This window comes from Candidatus Pelagibacter giovannonii, assembly GCF_012276695.1.
Lineage (GTDB): Bacteria > Pseudomonadota > Alphaproteobacteria > Pelagibacterales > Pelagibacteraceae > Pelagibacter > Pelagibacter giovannonii.
This window is the reverse complement of the sequence record NZ_CP038852.1, coordinates 1,309,920-1,336,535: the sequence shown is the minus strand read 5'-3', so window position 1 is coordinate 1,336,535 and position 26,616 is coordinate 1,309,920. Positions and strand designations below refer to the sequence as shown.

41 protein-coding genes are annotated in these 26,616 nt (G+C 30.2%); 19 read left to right on the top strand and 22 right to left on the bottom strand.

Translation table 11 applies throughout. The features are described from left to right. Positions 1–99 precede the first annotated feature (99 nt). The 6 genes from E5R92_RS07240 to E5R92_RS07220 form a co-directional block, all read right to left on the bottom strand. Positions 100–288 (bottom strand): hypothetical protein, encoded by a 189-nt coding sequence (locus E5R92_RS07240; RefSeq protein ID WP_168607417.1) that lies wholly within the window; start codon positions 286–288, stop codon positions 100–102. 246 nt (positions 289–534) lie between these two features. Beyond that, complete coding sequence (locus E5R92_RS07235) at positions 535–903, bottom strand: terminase small subunit-like protein (RefSeq protein WP_420887572.1); 369 nt, start codon at positions 901–903, stop codon at positions 535–537. Positions 904–910: 7 nt separating this feature from the next. Continuing rightward, positions 911–1,135, bottom strand: coding sequence for an HGGxSTG domain-containing protein (locus tag E5R92_RS07610; RefSeq protein WP_420887566.1), 225 nt, complete (start codon positions 1,133–1,135; stop codon positions 911–913). Positions 1,136–1,312: 177 nt separating this feature from the next. Continuing rightward, positions 1,313–1,774 carry a DUF6362 family protein gene (locus E5R92_RS07230; RefSeq protein ID WP_168607415.1) on the bottom strand — a complete coding sequence of 154 codons (462 nt, stop codon included), beginning with the start codon at positions 1,772–1,774 and terminating at the stop codon, positions 1,313–1,315. Continuing rightward, entirely contained in the window at positions 1,752–2,261 is a 510-nt protein-coding gene (locus tag E5R92_RS07225) for a hypothetical protein (protein ID WP_168607414.1), read from the bottom strand. Before E5R92_RS07225 ends, E5R92_RS07230 begins: the two co-directional genes overlap by 23 nt. Continuing rightward, positions 2,239–2,730 (bottom strand): hypothetical protein, encoded by a 492-nt coding sequence (locus E5R92_RS07220; RefSeq protein WP_168607413.1) that lies wholly within the window; start codon positions 2,728–2,730, stop codon positions 2,239–2,241. The genes E5R92_RS07225 and E5R92_RS07220 overlap by 23 nt, the downstream gene beginning before the upstream one ends. A 98-nt stretch (positions 2,731–2,828) precedes the next feature. Here E5R92_RS07220 and E5R92_RS07215 point away from each other — a divergent pair, with 98 nt between their 5' ends. From E5R92_RS07215 to E5R92_RS07150, 14 genes are all read left to right on the top strand, one after another. Continuing rightward, on the top strand, positions 2,829–4,166 hold the full coding sequence (locus tag E5R92_RS07215; protein ID WP_168607412.1) for a hypothetical protein: 1,338 nt from the start codon (positions 2,829–2,831) through the stop codon (positions 4,164–4,166). Then, entirely contained in the window at positions 4,166–4,468 is a 303-nt protein-coding gene (locus tag E5R92_RS07210) for a hypothetical protein (RefSeq protein ID WP_168607411.1), read from the top strand. Before E5R92_RS07215 ends, E5R92_RS07210 begins: the two co-directional genes overlap by 1 nt. 67 nt (positions 4,469–4,535) lie before the next feature. Beyond that, positions 4,536–5,597 (top strand): hypothetical protein, encoded by a 1,062-nt coding sequence (locus E5R92_RS07205; protein ID WP_168607410.1) that lies wholly within the window; start codon positions 4,536–4,538, stop codon positions 5,595–5,597. Positions 5,598–5,703: 106 nt separating this feature from the next. Beyond that, complete coding sequence (locus tag E5R92_RS07200) at positions 5,704–6,285, top strand: hypothetical protein (RefSeq protein ID WP_168607409.1); 582 nt, start codon at positions 5,704–5,706, stop codon at positions 6,283–6,285. A 2-nt stretch (positions 6,286–6,287) separates the two neighbouring features. Continuing rightward, a complete protein-coding gene (locus E5R92_RS07195; protein WP_168607408.1) occupies positions 6,288–6,569 on the top strand; it encodes a hypothetical protein in 282 nt (93 codons plus the stop codon). Between the two features lies 1 nt (position 6,570). Further along, positions 6,571–6,747 (top strand): hypothetical protein, encoded by a 177-nt coding sequence (locus E5R92_RS07190; protein WP_168607407.1) that lies wholly within the window; start codon positions 6,571–6,573, stop codon positions 6,745–6,747. Next, positions 6,725–7,039, top strand: coding sequence for a DUF6378 domain-containing protein (locus tag E5R92_RS07185; protein ID WP_168607406.1), 315 nt, complete (start codon positions 6,725–6,727; stop codon positions 7,037–7,039). The genes E5R92_RS07190 and E5R92_RS07185 overlap by 23 nt, the downstream gene beginning before the upstream one ends. Positions 7,040–7,101: 62 nt before the next feature. Continuing rightward, on the top strand, positions 7,102–7,383 hold the full coding sequence (locus E5R92_RS07180; protein ID WP_168607405.1) for a hypothetical protein: 282 nt from the start codon (positions 7,102–7,104) through the stop codon (positions 7,381–7,383). Beyond that, a complete protein-coding gene (locus tag E5R92_RS07175; protein WP_168607404.1) occupies positions 7,380–7,649 on the top strand; it encodes a hypothetical protein in 270 nt (89 codons plus the stop codon). The genes E5R92_RS07180 and E5R92_RS07175 overlap by 4 nt, the downstream gene beginning before the upstream one ends. Beyond that, a complete protein-coding gene (locus E5R92_RS07170) occupies positions 7,636–8,025 on the top strand; it encodes a helix-turn-helix domain-containing protein (protein ID WP_168607403.1) in 390 nt (129 codons plus the stop codon). The genes E5R92_RS07175 and E5R92_RS07170 overlap by 14 nt, the downstream gene beginning before the upstream one ends. Further along, on the top strand, positions 8,025–8,315 hold the full coding sequence (locus E5R92_RS07165) for a hypothetical protein (protein WP_168607402.1): 291 nt from the start codon (positions 8,025–8,027) through the stop codon (positions 8,313–8,315). Before E5R92_RS07170 ends, E5R92_RS07165 begins: the two co-directional genes overlap by 1 nt. Then, positions 8,302–8,463, top strand: a complete 162-nt coding sequence (locus E5R92_RS07160; protein ID WP_168607401.1) for a hypothetical protein — start codon at positions 8,302–8,304, stop codon at positions 8,461–8,463. Before E5R92_RS07165 ends, E5R92_RS07160 begins: the two co-directional genes overlap by 14 nt. Beyond that, positions 8,456–8,755 (top strand): hypothetical protein, encoded by a 300-nt coding sequence (locus E5R92_RS07155; protein WP_168607400.1) that lies wholly within the window; start codon positions 8,456–8,458, stop codon positions 8,753–8,755. The genes E5R92_RS07160 and E5R92_RS07155 overlap by 8 nt, the downstream gene beginning before the upstream one ends. Next, the gene (locus E5R92_RS07150) at positions 8,748–9,008 is read left to right on the top strand and encodes a hypothetical protein (protein ID WP_168607399.1); all 261 of its coding nucleotides are present in this window, start codon (positions 8,748–8,750) and stop codon (positions 9,006–9,008) included. The genes E5R92_RS07155 and E5R92_RS07150 overlap by 8 nt, the downstream gene beginning before the upstream one ends. Before the next feature lie 45 nt (positions 9,009–9,053). Here E5R92_RS07150 and E5R92_RS07145 read toward each other — a convergent pair whose 3' ends face one another. The 4 genes from E5R92_RS07145 to E5R92_RS07130 form a co-directional block, all read right to left on the bottom strand. Further along, entirely contained in the window at positions 9,054–10,307 is a 1,254-nt protein-coding gene (locus E5R92_RS07145) for a tyrosine-type recombinase/integrase (protein WP_168607398.1), read from the bottom strand. A 324-nt stretch (positions 10,308–10,631) separates the two neighbouring features. Continuing rightward, positions 10,632–10,859 (bottom strand): hypothetical protein, encoded by a 228-nt coding sequence (locus E5R92_RS07140; protein WP_168607397.1) that lies wholly within the window; start codon positions 10,857–10,859, stop codon positions 10,632–10,634. Positions 10,860–10,900: 41 nt separating this feature from the next. Beyond that, a complete protein-coding gene (locus E5R92_RS07135; protein WP_168607396.1) occupies positions 10,901–13,345 on the bottom strand; it encodes a GcvT family protein in 2,445 nt (814 codons plus the stop codon). Positions 13,346–13,391: 46 nt separating this feature from the next. After that, positions 13,392–13,835, bottom strand: a complete 444-nt coding sequence (locus E5R92_RS07130) for a cytochrome c (RefSeq protein ID WP_168607395.1) — start codon at positions 13,833–13,835, stop codon at positions 13,392–13,394. An 18-nt stretch (positions 13,836–13,853) separates the two neighbouring features. Between E5R92_RS07130 and E5R92_RS07125 the strand changes: the two genes are divergently transcribed. Beyond that, positions 13,854–14,381: a cytochrome b gene (locus E5R92_RS07125; RefSeq protein WP_229704532.1), complete on the top strand. Its 528-nt coding sequence runs from the start codon at positions 13,854–13,856 to the stop codon at positions 14,379–14,381. Here E5R92_RS07125 and E5R92_RS07120 read toward each other — a convergent pair. Next, on the bottom strand, positions 14,378–15,091 hold the full coding sequence (locus E5R92_RS07120) for a class I SAM-dependent methyltransferase (RefSeq protein WP_168607393.1): 714 nt from the start codon (positions 15,089–15,091) through the stop codon (positions 14,378–14,380). The genes E5R92_RS07125 and E5R92_RS07120 overlap by 4 nt on opposite strands. A 51-nt stretch (positions 15,092–15,142) precedes the next feature. On the opposite strand from E5R92_RS07120, the gene E5R92_RS07115 reads away from it, so the two are divergent. The 3 genes from E5R92_RS07115 to E5R92_RS07105 all read left to right on the top strand — a co-directional run bounded on the left by E5R92_RS07115 (position 15,143) and on the right by E5R92_RS07105 (position 17,037). Then, on the top strand, positions 15,143–16,096 hold the full coding sequence (locus E5R92_RS07115) for an ADP-ribosylglycohydrolase family protein (protein WP_168607392.1): 954 nt from the start codon (positions 15,143–15,145) through the stop codon (positions 16,094–16,096). Positions 16,097–16,159: 63 nt separating this feature from the next. Continuing rightward, positions 16,160–16,843, top strand: coding sequence for an MBL fold metallo-hydrolase (locus E5R92_RS07110; protein ID WP_168607391.1), 684 nt, complete (start codon positions 16,160–16,162; stop codon positions 16,841–16,843). An 8-nt stretch (positions 16,844–16,851) separates the two neighbouring features. Next, complete coding sequence (locus E5R92_RS07105; RefSeq protein ID WP_168607390.1) at positions 16,852–17,037, top strand: hypothetical protein; 186 nt, start codon at positions 16,852–16,854, stop codon at positions 17,035–17,037. A 38-nt stretch (positions 17,038–17,075) separates the two neighbouring features. On the opposite strand, the gene E5R92_RS07100 is transcribed toward E5R92_RS07105, so the two are convergent. From E5R92_RS07100 to E5R92_RS07050, 11 genes are all read right to left on the bottom strand, one after another. Continuing rightward, positions 17,076–17,444: a TlpA family protein disulfide reductase gene (locus E5R92_RS07100; protein WP_168607389.1), complete on the bottom strand. Its 369-nt coding sequence runs from the start codon at positions 17,442–17,444 to the stop codon at positions 17,076–17,078. 6 nt (positions 17,445–17,450) lie between these two features. Next, positions 17,451–17,762, bottom strand: a complete 312-nt coding sequence (locus E5R92_RS07095; RefSeq protein ID WP_168607388.1) for an AzlD domain-containing protein — start codon at positions 17,760–17,762, stop codon at positions 17,451–17,453. Continuing rightward, the gene (locus E5R92_RS07090) at positions 17,762–18,460 is read right to left on the bottom strand and encodes an AzlC family ABC transporter permease (protein WP_168607387.1); all 699 of its coding nucleotides are present in this window, start codon (positions 18,458–18,460) and stop codon (positions 17,762–17,764) included. Before E5R92_RS07090 ends, E5R92_RS07095 begins: the two co-directional genes overlap by 1 nt. An 18-nt stretch (positions 18,461–18,478) precedes the next feature. After that, positions 18,479–19,537, bottom strand: coding sequence for an ABC transporter ATP-binding protein (locus E5R92_RS07085; RefSeq protein ID WP_168607386.1), 1,059 nt, complete (start codon positions 19,535–19,537; stop codon positions 18,479–18,481). 4 nt (positions 19,538–19,541) lie between these two features. Next, positions 19,542–21,152, bottom strand: a complete 1,611-nt coding sequence (locus E5R92_RS07080; RefSeq protein WP_168607385.1) for an ABC transporter permease — start codon at positions 21,150–21,152, stop codon at positions 19,542–19,544. Positions 21,153–21,292: 140 nt separating this feature from the next. Then, entirely contained in the window at positions 21,293–21,796 is a 504-nt protein-coding gene (locus tag E5R92_RS07075) for a peroxiredoxin (RefSeq protein ID WP_168607477.1), read from the bottom strand. A 133-nt stretch (positions 21,797–21,929) separates the two neighbouring features. Continuing rightward, positions 21,930–22,115, bottom strand: a complete 186-nt coding sequence (locus E5R92_RS07070; RefSeq protein WP_168607384.1) for a hypothetical protein — start codon at positions 22,113–22,115, stop codon at positions 21,930–21,932. 7 nt (positions 22,116–22,122) lie between these two features. Then, positions 22,123–23,142, bottom strand: coding sequence for an extracellular solute-binding protein (locus E5R92_RS07065; RefSeq protein ID WP_168607383.1), 1,020 nt, complete (start codon positions 23,140–23,142; stop codon positions 22,123–22,125). Positions 23,143–23,241: 99 nt separating this feature from the next. Then, on the bottom strand, positions 23,242–23,535 hold the full coding sequence (locus E5R92_RS07060; RefSeq protein ID WP_168607382.1) for a hypothetical protein: 294 nt from the start codon (positions 23,533–23,535) through the stop codon (positions 23,242–23,244). A 41-nt stretch (positions 23,536–23,576) separates the two neighbouring features. Continuing rightward, positions 23,577–24,854 carry an isocitrate lyase gene (gene aceA, locus E5R92_RS07055; RefSeq protein ID WP_168607381.1) on the bottom strand — a complete coding sequence of 426 codons (1,278 nt, stop codon included), beginning with the start codon at positions 24,852–24,854 and terminating at the stop codon, positions 23,577–23,579. 51 nt (positions 24,855–24,905) lie between these two features. Then, positions 24,906–25,070, bottom strand: coding sequence for a hypothetical protein (locus E5R92_RS07050; RefSeq protein ID WP_168607380.1), 165 nt, complete (start codon positions 25,068–25,070; stop codon positions 24,906–24,908). A 111-nt stretch (positions 25,071–25,181) separates the two neighbouring features. Here E5R92_RS07050 and E5R92_RS07045 point away from each other — a divergent pair, with 111 nt between their 5' ends. Continuing rightward, positions 25,182–26,615, top strand: coding sequence for a helix-turn-helix domain-containing protein (locus E5R92_RS07045; protein WP_168607379.1), 1,434 nt, complete (start codon positions 25,182–25,184; stop codon positions 26,613–26,615). The last annotated feature ends 1 nt before the right edge of the window (position 26,616 follow it).

Below are 26,616 nucleotides of genomic sequence, written 5' to 3'. Positions count from 1 at the left end.
ACCTCCTATGACAACAGAGCAAGCTATATCTAAACTTATCTAATTGGTCATGTATTATGGCTTGAGACTTTCTCGGTGTATATGGTATCGTTACTTGCATTAGTGAAAAGTTGGTACACCTTCAGAATGCCAATACCTCATCTTAATTCTTGCGAATACAAAATCTGCAAATTCTATAATATCTCTTTGATCTTCAAAGCCATCGAAACTTACTACTAGCTCATTATTGTAAGTCGTAAAGCTATAAGCCGATACATTTTTGTATTTGTCTTTAATCTTTTTGTTCATGTGTTTGTGTCTGTGTGAATGACCGATGGTTAATCGTATAAGAGAGCCGCACAGTTTTTTGTGGTGTGGTAGTTAATTAATTTTTCTATATTTTCTGCCAGAATACCAACATTCTCTACAGTTCAAGATAGCTAGTTCTGTGCTTCAGTAAGTAAAATCAAAAAGAGTAGTGCATATGGTACTAGGATTGGTACTGATCTTATTTATAAGTTGTAATAACCAAACCTCATGACGCAAGAGGTAACTTTACTTGTCCTTTATACTACCGATCTCATCAACAGCTGGAGTAACATCAATTGTCTTATCATCTGGAATAGACCACTTGATCTCAATAGTAGTATCTGTTTTAACTTCTTGTCGATCTCCATAGATTGGAATTAGTTTAGAAGCTAACCACTTGGCTAATCCAACCTTCTCTCTAACAACCATTATGTTTCTGTTGTCAGCATGTTCCAACTCATCCATTGCATTCTCAATATAAGTTTGAGCACCAATGCGTCTTGCTTCATTTATTCTAGCAAGAAAGGATTTGTTGTTTGTAATTTCTTTATAAATTCTTGTTAAGCTTGGCATTTCCTTTTGTCTTGCAAGTCTAGCAAGTGGAATACCATTCATCAATTCGTTACAAATCTTGTTCGTTAATTTGTCGTTTATTACTAGCTCTTTGGTCATTGTATTTAATAATGTTATTGGCAGACTTTGCTTTACCTTCTTTAGTCTTTGGTCCAGAACTATAACCTCCATGCACTTTGCAACGAATGCTACCATTCTTACAAACTATTCCAGGAGCTCTACAAGGTCTCTTTCCTTGTTTCGTTAATGTTTCACAAGGCAGTTTAAATTTCATTGTTACTAATTATTGTTTGAAAAAAAAAAGAGAAAAAAAATATTAATTCAGAATGATATTATTCTGTTTGAAGCAGTTACTATTATTATAATGCTCCAGGATAACTCTTCAACTATTATTTTTTGATTTATTATCCTATGTAATTTATTTATTTAAAAATATTTGAGGATTAACTAATTAACTAAACTTTTTGGTTATAATGTCAACACTTGTTGCAATAATTTTATTTGATAGCTTATCTAATACCTTCTCATACATTCGTTTAACAGTTGTTCTATGGAAGCCAAAGTATTTACCAATGCTGGTCCATTTATTTCTGTTAGCTCTCATCCAATATATTTTTCTCATGAGTAAAGGATCTTCTGATACATCTGTTTCAATAAGCAATAGCAAATCAATTGCTGTTTCATAGTTTTGCATTTGTCTTGGAGTGCCTCTTAATTTCAACTTATTCTCAACATGAAAACCCCAATCTTTTTTATCGTAATAAGTTTCTAATGCCTGGTACATACTAGGACATCTATTATTATTTGGCTTGCGGATAAATCTCTCTGCTATAGCTGCATCATAAAGAATATTAACTATATTCCTTCTTACATACAGATAGTGATCTACTTCATGCTCTATTTTTGATGACATCTCTTAAAACCCATGGATATTGAAATTGACTTGATTTATATTTTTTAAGTTCTTCAGTTGGCATATCTTCTAATTGATCGTAGAGCTCATGCTGATCTAATGTTGGAAATAAATAAACTTTATTAAACTCCGCCTGGTGGACTTGTTTCAAATGACCATTGATTGCCTGGAAGCCTTTGTTTGAAAACTTTTTAAATCCTACATCTTCTAAAAACTTTTTATGGCTTGGCATATCAAATGTGATGTACTTATCTTTTGTCATACTTATTAATGGCAGATCATTGACTTTAATCTGGCTAAATTTAATTAAGATTTTTTCTACCTCATCTTTTGTTAATTGATGTAGTCCAGCAATATCTACAATTCTTACATAGGCGGTTTTTTTAAGAACATTATAATTCTTGCATAAGTAATGATAAATTTTGAACTCTTGATAATTTAGATCTGCTTCTAAAATATTTGGATCAGTTAGATAAAATTTTGACATAATTACTCCTCCTTGTGAAGTTTTGATTGTGTTGATTATTTTCTGTAATTCTTTTCAATAAATATTTTTTTGCAGTACATGCTGGAATATGTTGTTGCACTTTCCATTCTAGGTACTCCAACATCTGATCTGGAGTTAATGCTCTTCTCTGTCCATGTGAGAGCTGGTTCTGTATGTGAAATTGAGTGATTTCTCTGTTTTCAGTATTCTCATCAACTGTGTACCAAATAGTAAAAAATGGTATTTCAGCCTTCAAAGCCATAAATTTATATGGTTTATAAAGCCATGGAGATTTAGATCTGAACTGATTATCTTTGTTATAAATATGGTCCGCCAGGAGCAATGGTTGAGCACAAGCTGGACAAATAGAGAGCATATCCAGATCTGTATAAGCAACACCATTATGACAATTCCGATGCCAGTAGCTAAAAGGACTAACTAATTGGTCAAAATACTGTTTTCTAGGCATTTATAAGGCTTTAATATCGCCAGATAGATAGTCAACACTTATGTGTGCGATATGGATAAACTATTTACTTTTCTAGGTTGAATGATAGAAGTATTCCAATGTCTGATAATATATTAGAAGAGAAAAGATTAGGAGATTGGAACACAGTTTCAGAGCTAGAAGATTTTGCAATTGTAAAAACAGCTCCAAAAGGCTTGCTTGGCTCTCCAATGACAGATGTTTTATTTACCTACAAATTAAAAACAAATCAAAAACAATCAGATCAAAAGAAACTTCATTTATATGGAGAAGAAGGAATTGTTTATAAAAGAGCTCTATCGATTATTGAAAGAAAAAAAAATCCACAAGCAGCTCACAACATGGAAAAAAGATTTGTTCATGAATTTAAAACAACAAAATTTATGGCTCAAGATCATTTTTTTGGATCTCCACATACATTATTAGGAAGAGCAATAAGTCAAACTGGTACATCAACAAGACAATTTGCTGAAAAAACTGGTATTAAATCAGCTACTTTATATCATCATGTAAGAGGTGGAAAAAACTCAAGAGAAATATCAAGAGATGTTGCTATTGAATATGCAAAAAAATTAAATTGTGATCCAGTTGATTTAATGTTTGAAAAAAAATCTATTCCAGTTTGGAGTAAATGTAATTTATTAAAATCTACTGCACTTGAAGATGATTATGCACCAGGCAGACTTTTCAGTTATGCAGCAGATGAAAATTTAGAAACAGTTGTTGTACCAAGAGATATATTTAGATCTGATATTAAAGCTATCAAAGTGGAAGCTAAAGGATCTATGTATAATAATAAAATTGCTTTTTATTATAGAGGTACTGAAAAAGAACAAAATATTTTAAATCAATTGTGTGTAGTTGGTCTTGAAGCATTGGCTGGACCAGAAGAATTTACAGATGCTACTGAAGAAAGATTTTATTTTGGATTGTATGAAGAAAATCAAGGAGAAAGTAATTTATTAAATCCAGATCCTTTTGCTAAAGAAAAATATATTTTAAAAAACTTTGAGCCATTATTTGTTTCTCCAATTATTTTAGTTTTAAATCCAGATGCAGTTGTGGACCAAACAAAATTAAAAAATAAAATTCCAGAAGAAGCAACAGTTAGACAAGAAGAATTATTAAGATCAGAAATGGAAGTTTTAAAAGCAAAATATAAAAAAGAAGCGGAACAAAAAGCAGAAGCTATGAAATATGCAGAGTATTCTGTTAAAGCAAAAAAAGCAGCTGAACAAACTTTAAAAAAGATTTCAGAAGAGCAAGAAAAAGCAACTCAAGAATTAATGAATAAAATTAAAGAAGTCCAAAAACAAATTGAAAATGAAACAATGGAAGCTAAAAAAAGTTTATTTAGTAAAGCTACTAGAGCTCCAGTAGATGCTGCATTAAAAATAATTCATGGTGGTAAAAAATAATGATCTGGAAATTGGATGAAAATAAAAATGAATATACAACAGCGGCTGGTGCAGCTAGATATATTGGATTACCAAGAACAACTTTTTTACATTACCTATCTGATAAATGTCCATTGCCAGAAAATTTAAGACCTAAATTTAAAATTTTATTTTTTAAACAAGTTTTTTATCAAACTGATCTTGATGAGTGGAAGAACAAAACAAGTAAAATTAAATTAAAGTACAAACAAAACCAAGTAAAAGCTGGCACTAATTTGTCGAATGTGTCGAACTTTCCGAAACAGTCGAAGCTGCCTAAATAGACATTAAAGTTTATCCAAATCGCACACATCACTTTACATATAAGTAAGAGAGATTATATGTGGTTACATGATAATAAAATCACAAACTTTAGTAGCAGATCCATTAGCAGCAGAACTACAAAAGACACTTCCTCTTTTTGCTAGAACTTTAGAAATCAATCATTACTCCCCAACTCAATTTGTAATTCCAGATGCAGCCTGGTTATTCAAATATTGTTTCATGACACAAAAATTAAGAAGAGAATTATTGCCATCAAATGCAGCGATGGAAAGTGGAAAAATTATTGGAGATACTTTGTCAAAAGTTTATGCCGATACAGTTTATAGATTACATCCAGTAAAGAGAAAAGTAGCAGCAATGCCAAATGAGAAAATGACATTGGATGCAGCTCTCCAGGAGGAGATAGAAAATTTAAAAGAATACGCACCTCAAGATGAAAAGGATAGCGATAAAAAATATAGATATTTAGAAGAGATCCCAGAAGTTTTGCATAATGCAAATGCTGGCTTAACAGAACTAGCGGTGGCAAGTCCGATTACTTGTGAGAGACAAATATCAATCGACCAACCAGAAGGTTTTTCATCTCCGTTGTTACCTACTGTTGGAAGAATAGATTTTGATTTCGGTAAGAGTAATGTGTTCGGTAAAGCTCCTCATGAGATAAATCCGACATCGCAAGATGCCTTTCCACATAAAATTATTGAACTTAAAACTAAATGGTCTCGTCTCGGAAAAGTCAAAAAGGATGGTAATAGGAGTTTTCTTGTTTCCTCTGTTCCAGCTGCCGCTAGTTTTAATCATTGTGTCCAGGTAGCAACCTATGCAGCACACTTTGATTTTAAAGTTCCAGCATATTTACTTTACGCAACTAAAACTGGTTACACTATTTTTGATAGCACTAACTGTCATCACTTAACAGTCGAAGGTATGAAAAGAAATTTACAAATAATGTTTAATACTTTCAGAAGAAGAGAAGCAATTTTAGCTTTATTTCAAGACAGATCTAAAATGGAAATTATTGAAGGTGCAGCATCTTTAATGGATATGAACCTGGACCATCCTTTTGCTTGGAATGGAATGCCTACAGAATTATTAAAAGAAGCTAAATCAATATGGAAGCTTTCATGAATTTAAAAGATTTTCACATCCAGATTAAATTGGATAAGAAAAAAAACCAGATGAAGAGAAGAGTTTTATCAGCTTCATTCATCATATTTATAGGAGGTATAACCTTATGGCTGATATAAAAGATAAGCTGGTCCTAGCTGTTAATGAATTTAAAAAATCATTGGATGGCAATACCATTTCGATACATGGCAAAAGTTATGCTCAAGTATCATTAAGAATAGCAGTAGCTAGAAGAGTATTAGGCTCTGCAATGGACATCATTTCGAAGATCCAACATATGGACAAAGATAGTGTTGTCATGCAAGCAGACATTTTTATTGATGATAAACATGTTGCTACTGGTCATGCTGAAGAGAAAAGAACAGCATCAAAAATCAATATGACAAGTGCTTTGGAGAATTGCGAAACATCTGCAATCGGTAGAGCTCTTGCATTTCTAGGCTTTATTTCAGATGGAATTGCATCTGCTGAAGAAGTTTCAACTGCAATATTGCAGCAAGACAAAAAGATCCAAACAGCTTTAAAAGATTTAGAAGCTGTGTCTCACAAAGGATCTTACCAAGAATGGTTATCTAAAAATAAACCGATGTTAAGTGAATTGAAATTAAAAAATCCAATTGCTTACACAACATTTATGGAAGATTTCCAAACTTACAAAACTAATCTGCAAACCAAAGGAGTTATATAACCATGTCAGATTTTGATACCGCAGCAACTGCTGCACCAGCTAAAGAAAGACCAGATCTAGGAGCTGCTTTCATAGCAACAAATAAAAAAAGTCCTAGTAGTTACGACATGTCTGGAACTATCGTTGTCGATGGAGTTAAACATCGTTTCGGAGCTTACCAACAAAAAGCTAGTGGCAAAGGCAAGATGCCAGAAGGAACAACTTTTTATACTTTTTATAGAGTTGAACCAGCTGAAGATGCCAATGATGCTACTGCTTTTAATCCAGCAGAATTGGAGGCTTAAAGTGAACCCAGACAAATTTAAAAGTGTGGCTATCAACATTAAGACTTATCAGTTGCTAGAAGAACTTTCTCAAAAAAAGTTTGAGCTACCAATAAGTATGTCTAAAACTGTTGAGTTCTATATTCAGAAAGCTCATGAAGTCTACAAGGTTAAGGATGACAAGAAAAAATCTTCATAACCGATTAGAAGAGCTAGAGCTATCCAGACAAGATCAGTATGGATCATTTGAGGAAAACATGCAGCGCATTGCTTCTTCTTGGTCCATACTACTGGACAAGCATTTGATTTCTCCAATTGAAGGATGGCAAGTTCCATTACTTTATGCTCAAGCAAAAATAATTAGATCAACACATAAATTCAAAGAGGATAGTTACGATGATGCTTTAGCATACATTGTTCAAGCACATGACATGCACAAAAAGTCTGAAGAAGATGACTTATCAAGTGTGGAAACTAAACCAAGAACTTAATGGTAGATCCACTTTTGAAAAAGATGAAAAATTTTATAACGAATACAAGGAATGGTTAAAAGATGAAATCCGAAAATCAGATCCACCAGAACATAATTAAATTTCCTGGATCAGAAAATAAAGCTGTTGATGAACAGACAAAAGAATTTGCAAGACTAATTAAAAGTATCTCAATCAAAATGAATAAATCAGATTTTGACCAACATATTCTTTCACACAAAGAATTATCCTTATTATCAAATCATGGCGAAGCAATAGAGCTCGCACCACTTATCGCTGCAAGACTAAATTCAGTCCTTGCAACATCATTAATCAGAAACTCATTACTGGAGGATTTAATATGAGAAAAGATAGAGAAAGCTATTGTAGCTTACAACCACAAAAATTCTTTGATCCAACAACTGGACTATATCAAAGACTAGATAACACCGCATGGTACTTAAAAAAAAGAAATGGCAAAGTTGGTTACTTCTTAAACATGCACACTAAATTTCAACAAATGCCAGATGCTTGCTTTAAAGCAACTGCTGAAAGAACTGCTGAATTAAATGTACCAGCAATTCGATCACAAATTAAAGAATTTATGGAGGTTACTAATGAAAGCAATTAGAGATGAAGCCTACATGAATTTTGCTCACATGCTTGGAGGCAATATTAGATTTTGTAGATTAAGAAAATTTAAACCTCAAAAAGTTTGTGCACATGCAATAGGTGTAACCTTCCAACAAATGCAAAAGTATGAAGGCGGATTAAATATGCCTACAGCTTATCGACTTAAAATGATTGCAGATTTTTATAAGGTAACTCCGAATGATCTTTTAGATCCAGGTTTTATCCATAGATCTACTCAATCAAAACAAGTTGATCCAACATTTGATGCAAGTAAATATGAAGATTTTGCAGATGAATATCCAATGCCTTTATCGCAGCTTGAGCATGATCCTAAAATGAGAGCTACATATGATGCACTTTTGGAGGATAAATAATGTCTATTATAAAAACTGATTTTGTTGAAATAGAAATACAGCAACAGACAGATCCAGATAGAGCCACTCATTGGTGTACTATTATTAAAGTACAGCCAGAAGTTAAACCTGGTGTGATGGCTGGTGCATTAGAGATCAAAAATATAATCATGACCGACTATGATCCTATTGTTAGATACACAAAAGATCTTGGAGATAAGATTATTGAAAATCCACAGTATGGACTTTCTGAAAAAGAAGAGCTGCATAGGCAGATGAGAAGGAAAGAATTTCAGAATGAAAATAATTAAAACTACAACTGGAGAAGCAGAGTTTGTTATGGAGGAGCATTTCTCAAGCGAAGAGAAAGCTCAAGAAGGAACAGATGCTGTTTCTCAAGAAGTAAAAGATCTTGAAATTAAAATTATAAATACAAAATGGAAAAAAGTAGATGAGTGATATACCGCATAACTTACCTATAGATAGTAAGGTCCAAAGATTAAAAAGAAGATACCAAGGATTAAGTAGAGTAGCAGCAGCTATAAATGATTTATATATTTATGGAGTATATCCTTCAAACTTTCCTAATCTTACAGTTGTCCTGGAGCAAGCTAAAGATCATTGTAAAGAATTAATAAAAGAAACGAAAAAAGAAATAGCCTTTGTTGAAAATCCGAATGGATTATATGACTTGGTTTATGATGAGATAATTGAGGATGCTGATAAGGCAAAGGATGAGCCTAATGAGTAAGCTAGCGAATAACTTAAAAGATACGATAATACTGCATACAAAACATCAAAATATTATTGCTGCATTAAATCAGAAAATAGAAAAATTAGAAAAGGATAATGCTGAAATGGCTAACATAGAAAAGCAGCATCAATATATGAATGGAGAGCTGCATAAATCAATTACTAATAAAGACAAAGAAATATTCCAACTAAAAAAAGATAACGAAATCTTTAAAGAACACCTACAAGCAGAACTTCTAAAAAAGAAGTAATGCCTATAGCTTTCTTTATGATGTTAATAATAATATCTATTTATATTAATTTGTAATTTTCAATCCAATCGCAGTTCCAATAGCATTTCTTACTTTAACTTTTTTTGCATAAGGAATTGTCATGTGATGCTTTCCATAGATCTCTTCTGTAGTAGAAAATAGATCATGACCTAAAGCTTTTCTCACATTATTTTTATTAAGTGATGGATCTGCTTCCATAGCATTAATTAATGATGTAGCCACAAAATGTCTAAATGTTTTTGTAGGTGCACCTTTAAGTGGACTGCTTATAACTTTCATATACTTGCCACCAGATGGCATTGTAAATTCTTTTATAACAGCTAAACCATTTTCAGCATAAGTTTTCCAACAAGTCTCTCTAATTTTCTTTTCAGAAAGTGGTCCTTTACCTCTAGTTGCTGGAAACAAATAATTACTAGGATGACTTCTGTTAAGATACATCCACCATTTAAGCAGCGGAAGAAACTCATCAACAATATCTATCTGTCTATTAGATCCATTATTTTTAGTTTTATTAACTCTAAAACCTTGTCTAAAATCATAATGACCATCAATCATAATTTGCTGATTACCAATATCTATTTTGTCATAAGTAACACCAATCAGTTCACTTAATCTTAAACCAGTAAAAGCTAATGCAGCAACTATCATTAATTTAAAACTAGATAGCCAATCCTTATCTTTATTTAATAATAAATTATCAATTAGATCCTGGCATTGTTCTTGAGATATTAATGCAGTTTCTTTTTTTCTAATTTGTCCACTATCTCTAGGTCTTAAATGTTTATGGTCATCCCAGCTAAATAAAAGAACTGGAGAAGTAGCAATTATATCTTCTTTGATACACCATCTTACAAAAGTTTTAAAAGCTGAAACAATATTCCAAACAGTTCTATAAGGAAGATTATGTTTTTCATTAAGAGCTTTAATAAGATTTACGACAGTTTTATTTTTTAACTCATCAAGATAAACATCTGGCAAAGTATTATGAAGATATAATCTCCAATAAGCCTCATACCTTCTGATACTCTCTTTAGTTAGATCTCCGCCTATGTCGGCATCTGCACTTCTTTGAGTGTGGAATTTTACATAGAGATCTCTAACCTTATGTCTGTCAGAAATTACAACAGTTTCAGTTGCTACATCTGCAATCAATTTTCTTAATGCAGCTTTAGCAGCAGTTTGAGTTAAGTATTTTTTTCCAATTTGTTTTCGTACATTGGACCAATCTTGAATTGCGTATTTATTTCCTCTTCTACATATTCTCAAGTCGTTCATATTATATTTCTAGTACCGCCAGATAACTATGCAAGACTGTCTTATAAAATTATAACAACTCATGTTTGATGTGGTACTGAAATGGTACTAAAGCCAAAACACCAAAACACAGATGTTCATATTTTATAGGACTAATTTATACAATTTGTGGTACTGCCTTTCTTGTTGTTTAGTTAATAAAAACAACATGAAATTGTAATACTGGAATTGATGTTAAAAATTATGAGTCCTGCGCTCTAACCGACTGAGCTACCCCGCCAATAAATTATTGTTGATTTATAATAGATTTTTATTTTAGTGCAATCAAGTAATTGGATGAATTGTTTACTTTAAGACTGTGATTAAAGTTCCTAATAAAGAAAGTCCTAATACAGTAGAGCTATAAAAAATGATTTTTCTTTTTGTTTCATTTTTTTGATCAATTTTTACTCTGTTAAGTAATTTGTTGATATCAACAACTTGTTTTTCACTTACACGCTGTGCTTCAGATAATTTTTTTGTATTTATATTTTGATCAATTGATTTTCTATTATGAAAAGACACTTTTTGCATATGATTATTTAACCACCAATTATTTAACTCGGCAACTAAAATTATAAAAATCTAGCTTGTTTATCTTTTAAAGGGGTAATCTCTACCAGAGCTGGGTATTTTTGCTTAGCAACTTCAATATATATATCCATTTTTGAAAGTTCTTCATTTGAATATGATGAACTTACATATCCAAAAGACAGGTTTTTTTTATAATTAAAGGAATAATTCCCAGATGTTGTTCTTCCTATAATTTTGTCTTCTAGATAAATTGGCTCTTCATGTAATAATAGAGGAGTGCCTGGCTTATTATCTTTAAGTGATAGCATAACAAGTCTTTTGTTCTGTTTTTTATCTTTTATTTTTAATAGGCTCTCTTTCCCAATAAAGTTGGTTTCTTTTTTATAGCTAATTGCAAAATTTAATCCTGCCTCGTATTGATTTTCTTCAGGTGAAATATCATGGCCCCAATGTAAAAACCCACTTTCCATTCTCATAGTATCCATTGCGTGTGACCCACAATGAGATAAATTGTGATTTTTTCCTTCTTTAACAATTAATTTATAAATTTCTTTAGCATCATTATTTTCTATATAAAGTTCAAATCCTAATTCGCCAACATAAGATAATCTTTGGGTCCAAACTTTTTTTGAGCCAATGGTTACAAATTTTCCATAACTAAATTTTAATTTTTCATTGCTAAAATCGTCATTTGAGATTTTTGAAATTAAGTTTCTACTTTTTGGTCCAAAAATTCCTAAACAAACAAGATCATCCGTAATATCTTTAAACTCTAAATTGGGTGATAAATTTTTTATGATATGTGCTTTATCATGAATTCTTGTCGCGGCTGAACTTATTATTCTAAAATTATTTTTATCAATACAAATAACAGTTAAGTCTGTTTCAATTCCTCCAGCCTCATTCAGCATTTGTGTGTAAGTTGATCTTCCTATTTCATCCTTAATATTAGCTGTGCATATTCTTTGTAATTCACTGTGAGCTTGCACTCCTTTTAATTCATATTTTGAAAAGGGAGAGAGTTCATACAAACCAACATTTGTAATTGTATTTTTTGTTTCAAATTCAACTGAAGGGTACCAGTTTTGATAATCAAAACTGTATTTGTATTCTGCTTTTTCATTATTTTTTGCATACCACATAGGTCTTTCGTATTCACCCGATACACCAAAGCATGCTCCCTCTTTTTTTAACTCTTCATGATAAGGTAATAGTCGTTGATTTCTTGAAGTGTTATGCTGTTTATAAGGCCAGTGCATTCCATATAAGTCACCAAGAGTTTCTGTTACTCTTTCCATAATAAATTTTTTAGATGAATGAAATTTTTGAAATCTTTTAATATCTAGTAAAAATAAATCTTCATTCATATATCCATTAATCATCCATTCAGCAGTAACTCTACCTGCACCCCCTGAACTTGCAATCCCAATACTATTAAATCCACAACAAGTAAAAAGGTTATTCACCTCTTGAGTTTCTCCTAAAAGATATTGAGTATCTGGGGTAAAAGATTCGGGCCCTGAAAAAAATTTTCTAATTCCAGCAGTTTCTAACATGGGTAATCTTTGAAATGATTTTTCTAAATAAGGTTCAAAGTGATCAAAGTCATCAGGAAACTCTCCAAAAGAAAAGTCTTCTGGAACAACTCCTTTTTCCTTAAAAGCAGGCTTTGCATTAGGTTCAAATATCCCAACTAACATTTTCCCAGCATCTTCTTTTAAATAAAGACAGGAATTATAGTCTCTTAAAACTGGTAAGTTTTTAGGTAACTTATCTAATGGTTCTGTGATTATATAGAAGTGTTCATTTGGATATAATGGAATACTCACACCAATATCTTCTCCAATTTGTCTAGACCACATCCCAGTTGCAATTACGACGTATTCACAATCAATTTTGCCAGATTTAGTTTGAACACCAACAATTTTTTTATCTTTAACTAATATTTTTTCAACAGGAGTTTTTTCAAATATCTTGGCCCCTTCCATTTTTGCAGCTTTTGCTAATACATTGGTAATTCCTATAGGGTCTGCCTGACCATCTTCTGGCATATAAACTCCACCTAAAATGTCTTCATCATTTATAACGGGATAGAGTTCTTTTATTCTTTGTTTATTAACACTTTCAACATTTACGTCAAATAATTGTGCAGCTGTTGCTTGTCTTAATAATTCTTGTAACCTTTCAGGTGTACTTGCAACTGTGATTGCTCCATTTTGTTTTAATCCAGTTGATAATCCAGTTTTTTTTTCTAATTCTTTATAAAGATTTAATGAATATTTTCTAAGACGAGTAATGGTAGATGAAGCTCCTAATTGACCCACAAGACCTGCTGCATGCCAAGTAGTTCCTGAAGTTAACTGATCTCTTTCTAATAATACCGTATCTTTCCAACCATATTTTGCAAGGTGATAAGCAACAGAACAACCAGCAACACCTCCTCCTATAACTACTACTTTTGCTGATTTTGGTAATACGGCAGACATTTATGATTTAACAATATTAAAATTTTCAAATACAAACAACTAAATCTTAATGTTCGGCTCTAAATCTTGAGTGACAAGACTTACAGCTACTCCACATATATTTTCCAAGAGTTGCCCTCACATCTTCTGTATCATCAATAACAGACGTTAGCTCAATCATATTACTTGAAGCTTTTGTCATTAATAAATTAAATTCATCTTTATTTTCCCAAATAGAAGGCAAAGCTTCTGTTCCAAATCCTACTTTTGAGTTTTCAGGAAAAAGATCTAATAATCTTTTATAATTATCACTCATTACAATCATTAGTTTTTTTGCTTCATCTATATCTCCATTAGAAGCAAGACTTTGAACTCTTTTAGCAGTTTTATAATTTTTACTAAAAATAGATTTTCTTTCTTTAATGATCTCTTCTACAGTTTGCTCAGAAAAAGCACTGAAACTATAAAATAATATAAAGATAAAAAATAAAGTATTTTTAATTTTTATCATAATATGTTTAATTTAATCATGTCTTTATTAAATAATAAATTAAAATATGGATTACTCAGCAAATTATTCCACTGGCTAACTGCCGCAGGATTACTAATTCAAATACCACTTGGCTTTTATTTGGTAGATTTAGACTTTGATCAAACTAGGATTGACATAGAAAATTATCATATATTATTTGGGTTAATCATATTTTATATAACCCTAGTAAGGTTAATTTCTAAATTACTCACACCAGCACCTGATTTTAAAGGTAGTGCATTTGTGGGGCAAAAATTTATATCAAAATTAAATCACCTATTATTATATTTAACTTTATTAACAGTCACATCCTCAGGTGTCTTAAAGAAATTATTTAATGGTGAAAGCCTGATTATTTTTTTTAAAAAAATTAATTTAACTTATAATTATGAACTTTCTGAGCAGTTTTATTCAATACATATATTTGCTAATTATACATTGATTGGATTAATTACATTGCATATTTTAGCGGTATTATTTCATAAATTTTTTTTAAAAGAAAATATCTTAAAAAGAATTCTTTAAACTTTTTTAAATATTATACATTTGAGTTTATCATTAAATAAGATGTTTTTTTTATATTTAAGATTAATCTCATTAATTCCTTTAGAAATTTGAAGTGAGTTAAATTTTAATAAAGTAGATATATAACGCTGCTTTATCATCTTTAAATATGTGTTTTTTTTAACATTCACTTTAAAATTAAATTTAGTGATATTTTTATTAATATTAAGTTGAAGTAGTTTTTTCCAAATAAGATTATCTCTTTTAAATGAATGGTTAAGTTTTTGCTTCATTAAAAAAAATGTAGGAATTTCATTGTTTTTTGTATCTAAAGTTAAAATTAAAATAACCCCTCCTGCTTCTAAACTATCATGTGAAAATCTTAATATCTTCATAATTTCTCTTAAATTAAAAAAATGAATGGTTTGTTTGATTAATATTAAATCAAATTTCTTTTTGTTATTCGTAAGATATTTAATTGCATTTGTTTTTTTAAAGGAAATTCTTTTGTCAAAATCCTTATGTTTTTCAATATCAAGTCCGATGGGCTTATTTACTAATTTGAGTTTAGAAGATAGTGAACCTATTATCTTACCACGACCACATCCAATATCTAAAATTTTTGAGCGTTTAGTTAATTTTTTTTGTTTTACCAAAAAATTATTGAAGGACTTAATATATTTTCTAGATGAAATCCAAGTATTGTTATCCCAATTTTTTATACTTAACATTATTTAATTTAAAACATTTTAACTTTTATTCAAATAAAGTATTAGTTATTCATGTTTGATAAATTACATATATTTCTTGGTGCAACTGTTGCAGATGCAGCAGCAAGACCTTTACATTGGGTGTATGATAAAAAAAAACTCAGTTCTTATATCAAAGGAAAAAAAGATATTGCTTTCTTTAAACAAAATAGGTCTCCATTTTACTCTATTAAAACTGGTGAAGTTTCTGGATACAATGATGTAGGTCAGGTGATGTTTAAAACATTAACTAAGACAACTAATCATAAAGAAGTCATTAAACTTTTTAAAAAGAATATTGTCAAAAATTTTGGACCAGGTTCAAAGTACTGGAAAAACTTATCTTTAAGAAAGAAATACAAAAAGATTAAATGGAAAACAGCGATGAAAGGTCCTTGGATCCATCAAAATATCTTAGAAACTATTAAAAATATTAAATTAAAAAAAACTATTACTGGTGGAATTAAAGTTAACGAGTCTGATGGATATTGCGCAAGTCTACCTTTTTATTTTTCAAATAATTCTGACCAAAAAACAAAAAAAATTATAAGAACAGTTGCTAATGGCAAAATTAGTGAACAATTTGCTATGGCAAAACTTAAGATTATTGAATTAGCCGATAAAGGAGACAAAGATCCTATTAGTACTTTTTTAAGAAAAAATATAAAAAATAAATATTTCAAAAACGTTATTGAAAACATAAAAAAGGTTAAGAAAATAAAGTCAAAACCTCACAATTTTGTTGTAAAAAAATTTGGTAAGGCGTGCAGTTATCCTGGTACTTTTAATGGGTCAATACATGCAATTATTACCTCTAAAAATTTTAAAACTGCAATTATTAAAACAATTAAAGCTGGTGGATGTAATTGTTCCCGTGCTAATTTTGTGGGTGCTTATTTTGCAGCGTATAAAGGCTTAAAAGGTATTCCTCAAGATTGGATTAAAAAAACAAATCCTGCAAAAAATATATTGAAATTAATTACTTAATTCACAGATATTACTTTAATTAAATATATTCTACTAAATAAAATATACTGATAAAGTATCTAAATGTTATTTCATCAGTTATTTGATAAAAGCTCAAGTACTTACACTTACTTAATTGCATCTGCAAAAGGACGAGAGGCATTAATCATTGATCCTGTATTAGAGAATGTTGAACAGTATATAAAACTTCTTAATGAATTAGATTTAAAATTAGTAAAAGTTATAGATACACACATTCATGCTGATCATATAACTGCAGCTTCAAAATTAAAAAACAAAACAAATTGCACAACAATAATGGGTGAACATACTCCATCTGATGCAGTTGAAATTAAAGTTAAAGATAATGAGATAATTTATGTCGATAAATTAGAAATAAAGGTAATTTATACACCTGGACATACTAAAGATAGTTACAGTTTTCTCATGGATGATTATCTCTTTTCAGGAGATACTTTATTAATTAATGGAACTGGTAGAACTGACTTTCAAGGTGGTAATTCAGAAGACTCATATAATTCTATTTTTAATAGATTATTAAAACTTCCTGAGGAAACTTTATTATATCCCGCTCATGACTATAATGGACAGACCGTAAGCAGTATTGGTAAAGAAAAAAAATTTAATCCTAGACTACAGGTGAACAGTATAAACGAATATATTGATATAATGAATAATTTAAATTTATCTAAGCCAAAATTAATGGACATAAATGTTGCAAGCAATATTAAACTTGGAGCTATTTAATTTTTAATATGAATGTATTTATAATTTTATCAATACTTGTGATCATAATTGGAGTTATCCTATTAGTATCTTCTCCATCAGTATTATTTAAATTAAACTGGAAAGAAAAAACAGGAAAAGACAAAATACTGATGTTCTTATTTTATGGTATTTTAGTTTATATAATTAATATCATCTTTTGGATTATTAAATAAACGTAATAAGCCTGTAATCTTAAATTGAGCGACTTAATTTAAATTGAAGATTTTATAGCTTCGTAAATCAAATCTCTATTGGTTTCACCAATACTTCTGTAAACTTCTTTATTATCTTTAAAAATTAAAAGTGTAGTTTGATATTGCACGTCAAATAATTTAGAAATTTCTTTATTTGTTACATCAAATGCGAAGTATTCAATATTATCAAATTCATTCTTTGCTTTATTTAAAATTTTCATTTGACCAGCACAAGATGAACAATACTTAACCCAAGAACTTACTATTACAACCTTGCCCTCTGATTGTGCTTTATTAAACAACTCTATATTAAAAGTTGTTTTTTTCTCACCTGCGTTAGCGCTCAATGCAAAAATAAAAAAAATAAATATAAAAATTTTGTTCATAAACCTTTATACAACAAATATTAAAAACCAGTAAGAAGTTAACCCTGCAAAAATTGTCGCAATGATGTTTTTGCTCAGATAGCCAACCAGTATAGCAAATATTGCAGCTAATATTTTAGGGTTATTCTCTAAATCTAAGGAACCAGAGTTATCTAAAAATATTGGTGGAAAAATTATTGCTGGAAAAATAGCCGATGGAACATATGACAAAATTTTTTTCATTTTATAATTCAATATGTCCTCCTTTAATAAAAATATCATAGAGAACCTTGTTAAGTAGGTAATTATTCCACAGTAAATAATTGTCGACCAATGCATTATTTTTGTTTTAAGTTGATTAAAGTTAATAATGTAGCAACCAATAAGGCTGATAGTGCTGCTACAATGATGTATGCTTGAAATGGTATTGTATTATAACCAATAGTTGCAACTATCCCTGACACCAACATTACAATAATATTTTTAAACTTTCTAAAATCATTAATTAACAAAGCTAAAAAGGTTAAAGAAATAGTAAAACTTAAACCTAACTCTTCTGGAATAACTGACCCTAGAACTATACCTAAAACTGTTGATATCTGCCAAACTGTCCAGCAGGTAAAACCAGCTCCTAATAAGTGGTAGTGCTTGTAGTTATTCTTTTTATTATTTTTAAAATATGTATTTGAGACTGCAAAAGCTTGATCAATTAACACATAAGATAAAATAAGTTTCCACGTTAATTTTAAATGAGATAAATATTCAGAAAAAACTGCACCATATAATAAATGTCTAGAATTTACTGCACCAACAGATGTTATCGTAACTAAAGAAGAGGCCCCACCTGAAAATAACTGAAGCAAAACTATTTGAGAAGCTCCACCAAAAATTATAATGGACATGCCAAAAGTCATGTATGCACTCAGTCCCAGTTCCATTCCAATAACACCAAAGATAATTCCAAATGGAACCACAGGTATCATTAAAGGACTTACGTCAATTATTCCTCTAGATAAGGTTTTTAATCTATCGTTCATTATAATTTAAGTTTTGTATTAGAAACAGACTATATGATCAATATTAATAGGTCTCTTGATACCAAATTTTTCATCTACTTCATGTTGGTGAATATGATGAGAATGAACAAACACAGGTATTAATTTATTACTTGTAGTTTTAAGGGTATAGATAAAATTTGTTCCTCTAAATTTTCTATCAACTACTTCTAATTTTAAATTGCTCTGATCGTCATGTTCTAGATCTTCTGGTTGAAGTAAAAGTTGTACATCAGATCCTTTTGGATAATGTTTTATAAAATCACCAGTTATTGTACCTAAATCAGAGCTCTCTAAACTATTTTCACCTGTGACTTTTGCTGGTATTAAAATTCCTCTATTTAGGAAATTAACTACCTCTACAGAATTTGGAAAATGGTAAACATTATATGGATCATCAAATTGTTTTAATTGTTCGTCAAGAATTATTCCACATTTTGTTCCTAAGTAGAAAGCTTCATACGAGTCGTGTGTAACAATAATAGTTGTTATTTTTTGCTCTGTTAGAATTTGTTTTAACTTAACTTGTATTTCTTCTTTAAAATTTTGGTCAACGTTTGATAAAGGTTCATCTAATAATAATAAATCTGGATTTGATAATAATGATCTAGCCAAAGAAGCTCTTTGTGCTTCACCTGAGCTTATCTGATGTGGAAATTTATCAACCACATGGTCAATATGAAGAAATTTAATTATCTCATTTATATTTAAGCCTTTTTTTTTCTTTTTATTTCTTTCAGCTCCAAATTTTATATTTTCTAAAACATTATAATGTGGAAAAAGAGAATTATCTTGAAAAGCCATTGATATATTTCTATCTTCTGGCTCTACATGGACATCTTTAGAAGAAAGAAGTTTATTTTTTAATACAATTTTTCCAGAATTAATTTTTACAAGACCAGCTATTGTTCTAAGGATTGTAGTTTTACCAATTCCAGATGGACCTAATAAACAAATAATGTCTCCCTGATTTTCAATAGAGAACGACACATTGCTTACTTTGTTTTGTGCGCTGGCAGTAAACGTTACATTATCGATTTCTAGAAAATTTTTTGTCATATTTTTAGTCTTTAAGAATATATTTAGAAGTAATTAATATAAAGAAACTTGCAATAATTATAAGAAATAATGATGGAGCTGCTGCAGCTTCTAATAAATCCTGAGAAGCATAAATATATGCCTTTGTTGCAAATGTTTCAAAATTAAATGGTCTCATAATTAGGGTTATGGGTAGCTCTTTAATGATTTCTATAGCTAATAAAATTCCTATCAATAAAATTGAATTTTTAAGATATGGAACGTGTATGTTTTTGAATGTTTTGAATTTGGAATATCCAAGCAGATATGCACCTTCATCAATAGAATAGTTTATTTTTAAATATCCTGATTTAATTCCATTACTCGCTAATGAATAAAATCGAATAAAATATACTAAAACTAGACCAAGAATAGATCCTATAAAAATTGGCTTTATACCTCCCTGACCTAAAATGTAATTATCAAACCATGAGATAAAGCTAATGAATGCTACCGCCAAAATAACTCCTGGTATTGCATATCCTGAAATTGAAAAAGTAGTTAGTGCCTCTAAAAATTTACTTTTAGAAACTCTATTTCCATAATTTGAAATAAAAGCTAAGGCAATTAATAAGCAACTAGATAAGAGTACTAAAATTACAGTATTGGAAAATAAGTCAACTAGATCTAAATCAGCTAAATGTTTTGGAAATAGAACTGTCCAATAAAGCATCTGTAGAACAGGAAATAAAAAACTTATAGTAAGAACTAACATACAAAAAGAAAATGCTAAAAACGACTTGTATCCACTTAAATTAATAACTGATTTAGATTTAAACCCTCCTTTGGAAGGTGAGTGATACTGAGCTTTTTTTCTTGAAAAATTTTCTAAGACAAACAATCCAAGAATAAAAATTAATAGGTAAAATGATAATCTGTTAGCAAGAGTAAGATCATCAAAAGAAATCCAGGCATTATATATTCCTGTAGTAAAAGTAGATATTCCAAAAAAAGATACAGATCCAAAATCTGACAAGGTTTCCATTGCAACCAATGAAAGACCAGCAACTATAGCAGGTCTTGCAGAGGGAAGTATTATCTTAAAAAAGGATCTTTTTTTAGAGAAACCAAGATTTTTTCCAAGTTCTATTAAATTCTGAGATTGATAGTGAAATGATGTTCTGGTTAAAACATAAACATAACCAAATAATGAAAATGATATTGAAATTATGGCTCCAATCATTCCATCAAATTTGGGAATATGGGAATTATAATTACCTTCTCCAAATAGGTTTTTTAAGATTGAAAAAGCTGTTCCATAATTTTCAAAAAAAGCAGTTAAGGAATATGCATAAATATAAGCTGGGACAGCAAAAGATAGGATCAATGACCATTTAAAAAAATTTACACCTGGAAAATTATAAAATGAAACTAAGTAAGCACATCCAACACCAATTATAAATGTTAAAAATAAAACACCTATTAAAAGTATTAAAGAATTATAAATATAATCATAAAGAAAAGTATTTTTTAAAATTAAACTATAGTTTCCAGTAGTTTCAAAAAAACTGCTGAATACAGTTAAAATTGGTGTAGCCACTACTAAAGAAATAAGTAGTGATGATATATACCAAATATTTATTTTTCTAAATTCCATAATCTACATTACCTTAATAATTATTTTTAAGAAACTTCCCTCGTTACCAAGGGAAGTTAATATCAACTCTAAAACCAATTTGAGAGAGAGATTATAGAGCTAATTCCTAAAATTTTCTTATTAATATGAGTTTGTAGCTTTTATTTTTTTGACAAATATTCTATACAATTCTCAGGAGTTGTTTGATCATATGGATCAGGATCACTGCCGTCATTATTCATACCATCCTCTTGCCACCACTTTTCAACCACGCCATCATTAATAATTGCACAATATCTCCAGCTTCTTTGACCAAAACCAACATGCTTTTTGTCAACTAACATGCCCATTGATCTTGTGAAATCTGCATTTCCATCTGGTAATACCTTAACTTTTCTTAAATTTTGTTGGTCAGCCCAAGCATTCATGACAAAGCCATCATTAACACTAATGCAATAAACTTCATTAATACCCAAACCTAATAATTTATCATAATTTTCTTCAAATCCTGGTAGCTGTTTTTCAGAACATACTGGTGTAAACGCACCTGGCAATGAAAATAGTATTACTTTTTTACCTTTGAATATATCATCAGTACTAACATCAACCCATTTGCCAATTTTTCTTGTCTTTAAAACTACACTTGAGCATTTTTTTCCTTCTATCATTCTATTCCTATTATTTTTTAAATGTTTGTTTAATTGAATTACTTGCATTTGAATTTTTTAGTGCTCATAAACTAATTAGGTAGGGTAAATACCTTTCGAAGAGTTATGAGCACAATCATTAAAAAGAAAATTATGTATTAAAGGGAGAGAGGATATGTGCAACCTCTTTATCTTCAATATCTGATAATTTTCTGTTATTTATTTTTCTATTGATTTTTTCACACTCTGCTGCACATGGATCACAAGCTTTCAGAGATTGTGACCCATATACGTCAGAAGATTTATCTAAATCAATATTAAATAAATTCTTTTTCACTTGCTTATTACTTCCAACTTGCAGCTAACATACACTCAAGTGCTGTAGCTTGTTGTTTTCCATAATTAGCAACTTTAGTTTCTAAATCTTGATTATATCCAAGACCCATTTGTTTAACTAATGCATGAGGCTCAACACCATCAATCATTGGATATTCAAATGTATTATTAACTATGTGTTCTTGTGCTTCTTTAGTTAATAAAAACTCAAGTAGTTTTTTTGCATTATCAGGATTTGGTGCAGTTTTAAGTACTCCTCCTCCACTAATGTTCATGTGAGTTCCTCTATCTCCTTGGTTAGGGAAAAAAGGTAAAACTTTTTTAGCGGCCTCTTGTTGTTCAGCACCTTTTTTTCCAGATAACATCAAAGCATAATAGTATGTATTAGCTACTGCTAGATCAGCTTCACCTGCAGCTACTGCTAAAATCTGAGCTCTATCATTTCCTTTAGAGTCTCTAGCCATATTAGCCACAACACCTTTTGCCCAAGTACAAGTTGCTGCTTTACCATTATTTTTAACTAATGAAGCAACAAGAGATTGGTTATAGATATTGTTTGATTTTCTTATAACAACTCTACCTTTCCACTTTGGATCAGCAAGACCTTCGTAAGTCATACCATTAAGCTCATTTGCATTTACTCTTTCAGGTGAGTAATACATAATTCTTGCTCTCTTAGCTATTCCAGTCCATTTAGTAGTTCTAAAGTTTGCTGGAACTGCAGCTTTAATTGCAGGTGTCATAGAATTTTGGAACATTCCTTTTGCAGCGAATGCACCTAATCTTCCTGCATCAGCAGTAATATAAATGTCAGCTTTTGAATCAGCACCTTCTTCAGTTATTCTTTTTTGAAGAGCTTTATCTTTACCAGATACAATATTTACTTTAATTCCAGTTTTGGCTGTAAATTTTTCGTAAAGTTGAACATCTGAATCGTAATGTCTTGCACTGAATACATTAACTTCAGCAGCAAACGTCATGTTTGCAAATAAAGCCACGAAAAATGCAATAATCGTAATTTTTTTCATTATTTTTCCCTTAATTGTTGATTTATTTAGATTAGAATGCTTGTTATTAGCATTGCGAATGATTATCAATCGCATTAAGTGTCGCACTAAAATAATTACTTACTTTAAAATCAATATAAGTAAGTTGCTTAAAAAAGACATGAATACAAAGAACCCTAGAAAGAAATTGCAATACATTATTGAAACAGTGCGGTTTCTAACTCTTCTTTTTCTTACAAAAGGCTTATCATCAAGATCTGAAACGTCTCTTTCTCCAATTACTTGATAATCATATGACCAACGCCATATAGAGCTACCAAAACGTTCATCTTGATTATTGTAGAATATTATCCAAGCAACAATATATCTGTGAGAAATATAAAGAATAATTAAAAGTAAACTACTTATGAGCATCTAAATATTTAATCATATTTAGAAAGCTAATTAAAGACTAATTAAAATTGCTCAGATTCTGTGGAGCCTTCCATTGCAGTGGTAGAACTTTTTCCACTACTTATGGTATTTGAAACTGCATCAAAATAAGATGTTCCAACTTCTCGTTGGTGTTTTACACTTGTATAACCATCTTTTTCTCTAGCAAATTCAAGCTCTTGAATTTTAGAATAAGCAGTCATACCTTCAGTTTTATATTTTTCTGCAAGTTCAAAAATTGCAATGTTTTGCGTATGAAATCCAGCAAGTGTAATAAACTGAAACTTATAACCCATCTCACTAATTTTTTGCTGAAATGTTGCAATTTCAGCATCTGATAAATGCTTTTTCCAATTGAACGAGGGAGAGCAATTGTAAGCTAATAATTTACCAGGAAACTTTTCATGTATTGCATCAGCAAACTTTTTTGCTTCTTCTAAGTTTGGTGTTGCTGTTTCACACCAAATTAAATCTGAATAAGGAGCATAAGCTAAACCTCTTGAGATTGCTTGATCGATACCATGTTTAACATAATAAAAACCCTCAGGTGATCTTTCGCCAGTTAAAAATGGTTTATCATTTTCATCAAAATCATTTGTAATTAATTTTGCAGCATTAGCATCTGTTCTAGCTAAAATTATTAATGGTACATCTGCAATATCTGCAGCAAGTCTTGCAGCTTTTAAATTTTTAATCATAGTCCCAGTTGGAACTAAAACTTTTCCACCCATATGGCCACATTTTTTTTCACTAGCTAGTTGATCTTCAAAGTGAACTCCAGCAGCTCCCGCTTTAATAAACTTTTTTGCTAATTCAAAAACATTTAATGGTCCACCAAAACCTGCTTCTCCATCTGCAATAATAGGTAACATATAATCTGTTCTATCTTTTGATTTCATATCTCCATCTTGTAATTCCATATGCTGAATTTGATCTGCTCTAATTAAAGCGTTGTTCATCGATTCAACTAATTTTGGAGCACTATCATACGGATATAAAGATTGGTCAGGATACATTTCGCCAGCTGTATTTGCATCAGCTGCTACTTGCCATCCACTCAAGTAAATTGCTTTTAACCCTGCTTTAGCATGTTGAATTGCATGATTTCCAGACAATGATCCTAGTGTATTAATATAATTTTCAGAATTTAATAAATTCCATAATTTTTTTGATTGATGTTTGCACATCGAATATTCTATTTTTATTGAACCTCTAAGTCTTTCAACTTCTTCAGGTGTATAATCTCTTTTAATACCAGCAAATCTTTTTAAATCGTATGAAACTTTAGATTCTGAGCTCATGAGTTAGGTCTTTCCAGGTTGTGTAATTAAGAAAATTAGATTTTAAGAGGCTTACTTGTCTTCGCTAAACTCGTTAGTGAATTCATTCATGCCGCTTGAACCCCAATCACAATGATCATCTCTCAAGTAAATACCAGACTGGCTACTTTGAGTGTGATCTTCTTCATTCGTGATTCGAGACTGATTTTCTTGGTTTTTATTGTTATTGTTTTCCATATAACCTTTATAATTTACAAAATTTACTAAATCCATTAAATTCGTTATAATGCTTGTAAAACAAAGAAACTTTTTGTAAATTATAATTTACAAAATTTACAAATCATTAATATGAGTCAATTAGATTTAAAAATAGGACCAAAAATAAAGGCTTTTAGAAGACAGCTAGGTTTGCAAGCCAATAAACTTGCTGAAGAACTTGAAATATCACCTAGCTATTTGAATTTAATTGAGGGTGGTAAAAGAAAAATAGATGGTGATTTATTACTTAAAGTTTGTGAAAAATTAAATATTCAACTTTCTGATTTAACAACAAAGTCAGATATCAATCTAGAAAATACTATTTCAGAAATACTAGATGATAAATTATTCGAAGATTTAGATATACTCGGACCTGAAGTTAAAGATTTGGTAGGGACAAACCCAAAAATTGGTAGAGCTCTTGTTAGGTTGGGAGATATTCTTAAAAAAAAAGATCATGAATTAATAAATAAGATAGAAAAATTATCTGGCAAGATAGTTGATAATAGAAAAAATTCATTTCCTGGTGAAGTAATATCTGATTTTCTTCAAGAAAATAAAAACTATTTTCCAAGATTGGAAGAATTTGCAAATAAAGTTTTTGAAAAAATTCAAGTTAACAATAGAACTAGATATATTGCATTGTGTGAATATTTGAAAAAAGAATATTCTATAACAGTTAAAGATACTATTCCTGAAGATGGCAAACCATTTTCAAAAATTTTTAATAAGAAAAAAAAGGAACTTTTATTAAGTGATTATAGTTCTTTAGAAACAAAAAAATTACATGCAGCATCTCAAATAGCACAAGAAGGTGCATCAAAAGAAATTGATCAGTACCTATCTAATTTTAATTTTCCATCGGAAGAATCAAAAAGATTAACTCAAGTTGCTCTATTAAATTATTGTGGTGCTGCAATCTTAATGCCTTACCAATTGTTTCATTCAGAATGTAAAAAACTAAAATATGATTTAGAACTGTTACAAAATACTTTTGCAACTTCATTTGAACAAGTTGCTCATAGGGTAACTTGCCTTCAAGATCCTAAATTACCAGGAATACCTTTCCATATGTTGAGAACTGATATTGCTGGAAATATTTCTAAACGTTTTTCACTTTCTGGTATTGAAATACCAAGATATGGTGGTGCTTGCCCTAGGTGGAATGTCTATTCAGCTTTTACAAGGCCTGGTGTAATTCAAGCTGCAGTAAGTAAAATGACTAACGGTGAAAAATATGTATGTATTGCAAGAACTGTTGAAAAAGGTGTTGGCCGATATGGTTTATCTAAAAGTATTTTATCAATTGGTTTAGGTTGTGAGGCAAAATATGCAAAGCAATTTGTGTACACAGAAAATTTAGATATCTCAGATAAGAAAACTGAAATTCCTATTGGTGTTTCCTGTAGAACTTGTGATAGGTTAGATTGTTCACAACGAGCATTTCCACCATTACACAAAAAATTTGATATAGATATTAATTCTAGGGGAGTTTCAGTTTATGTTAACGATAAAAGTAAATAAA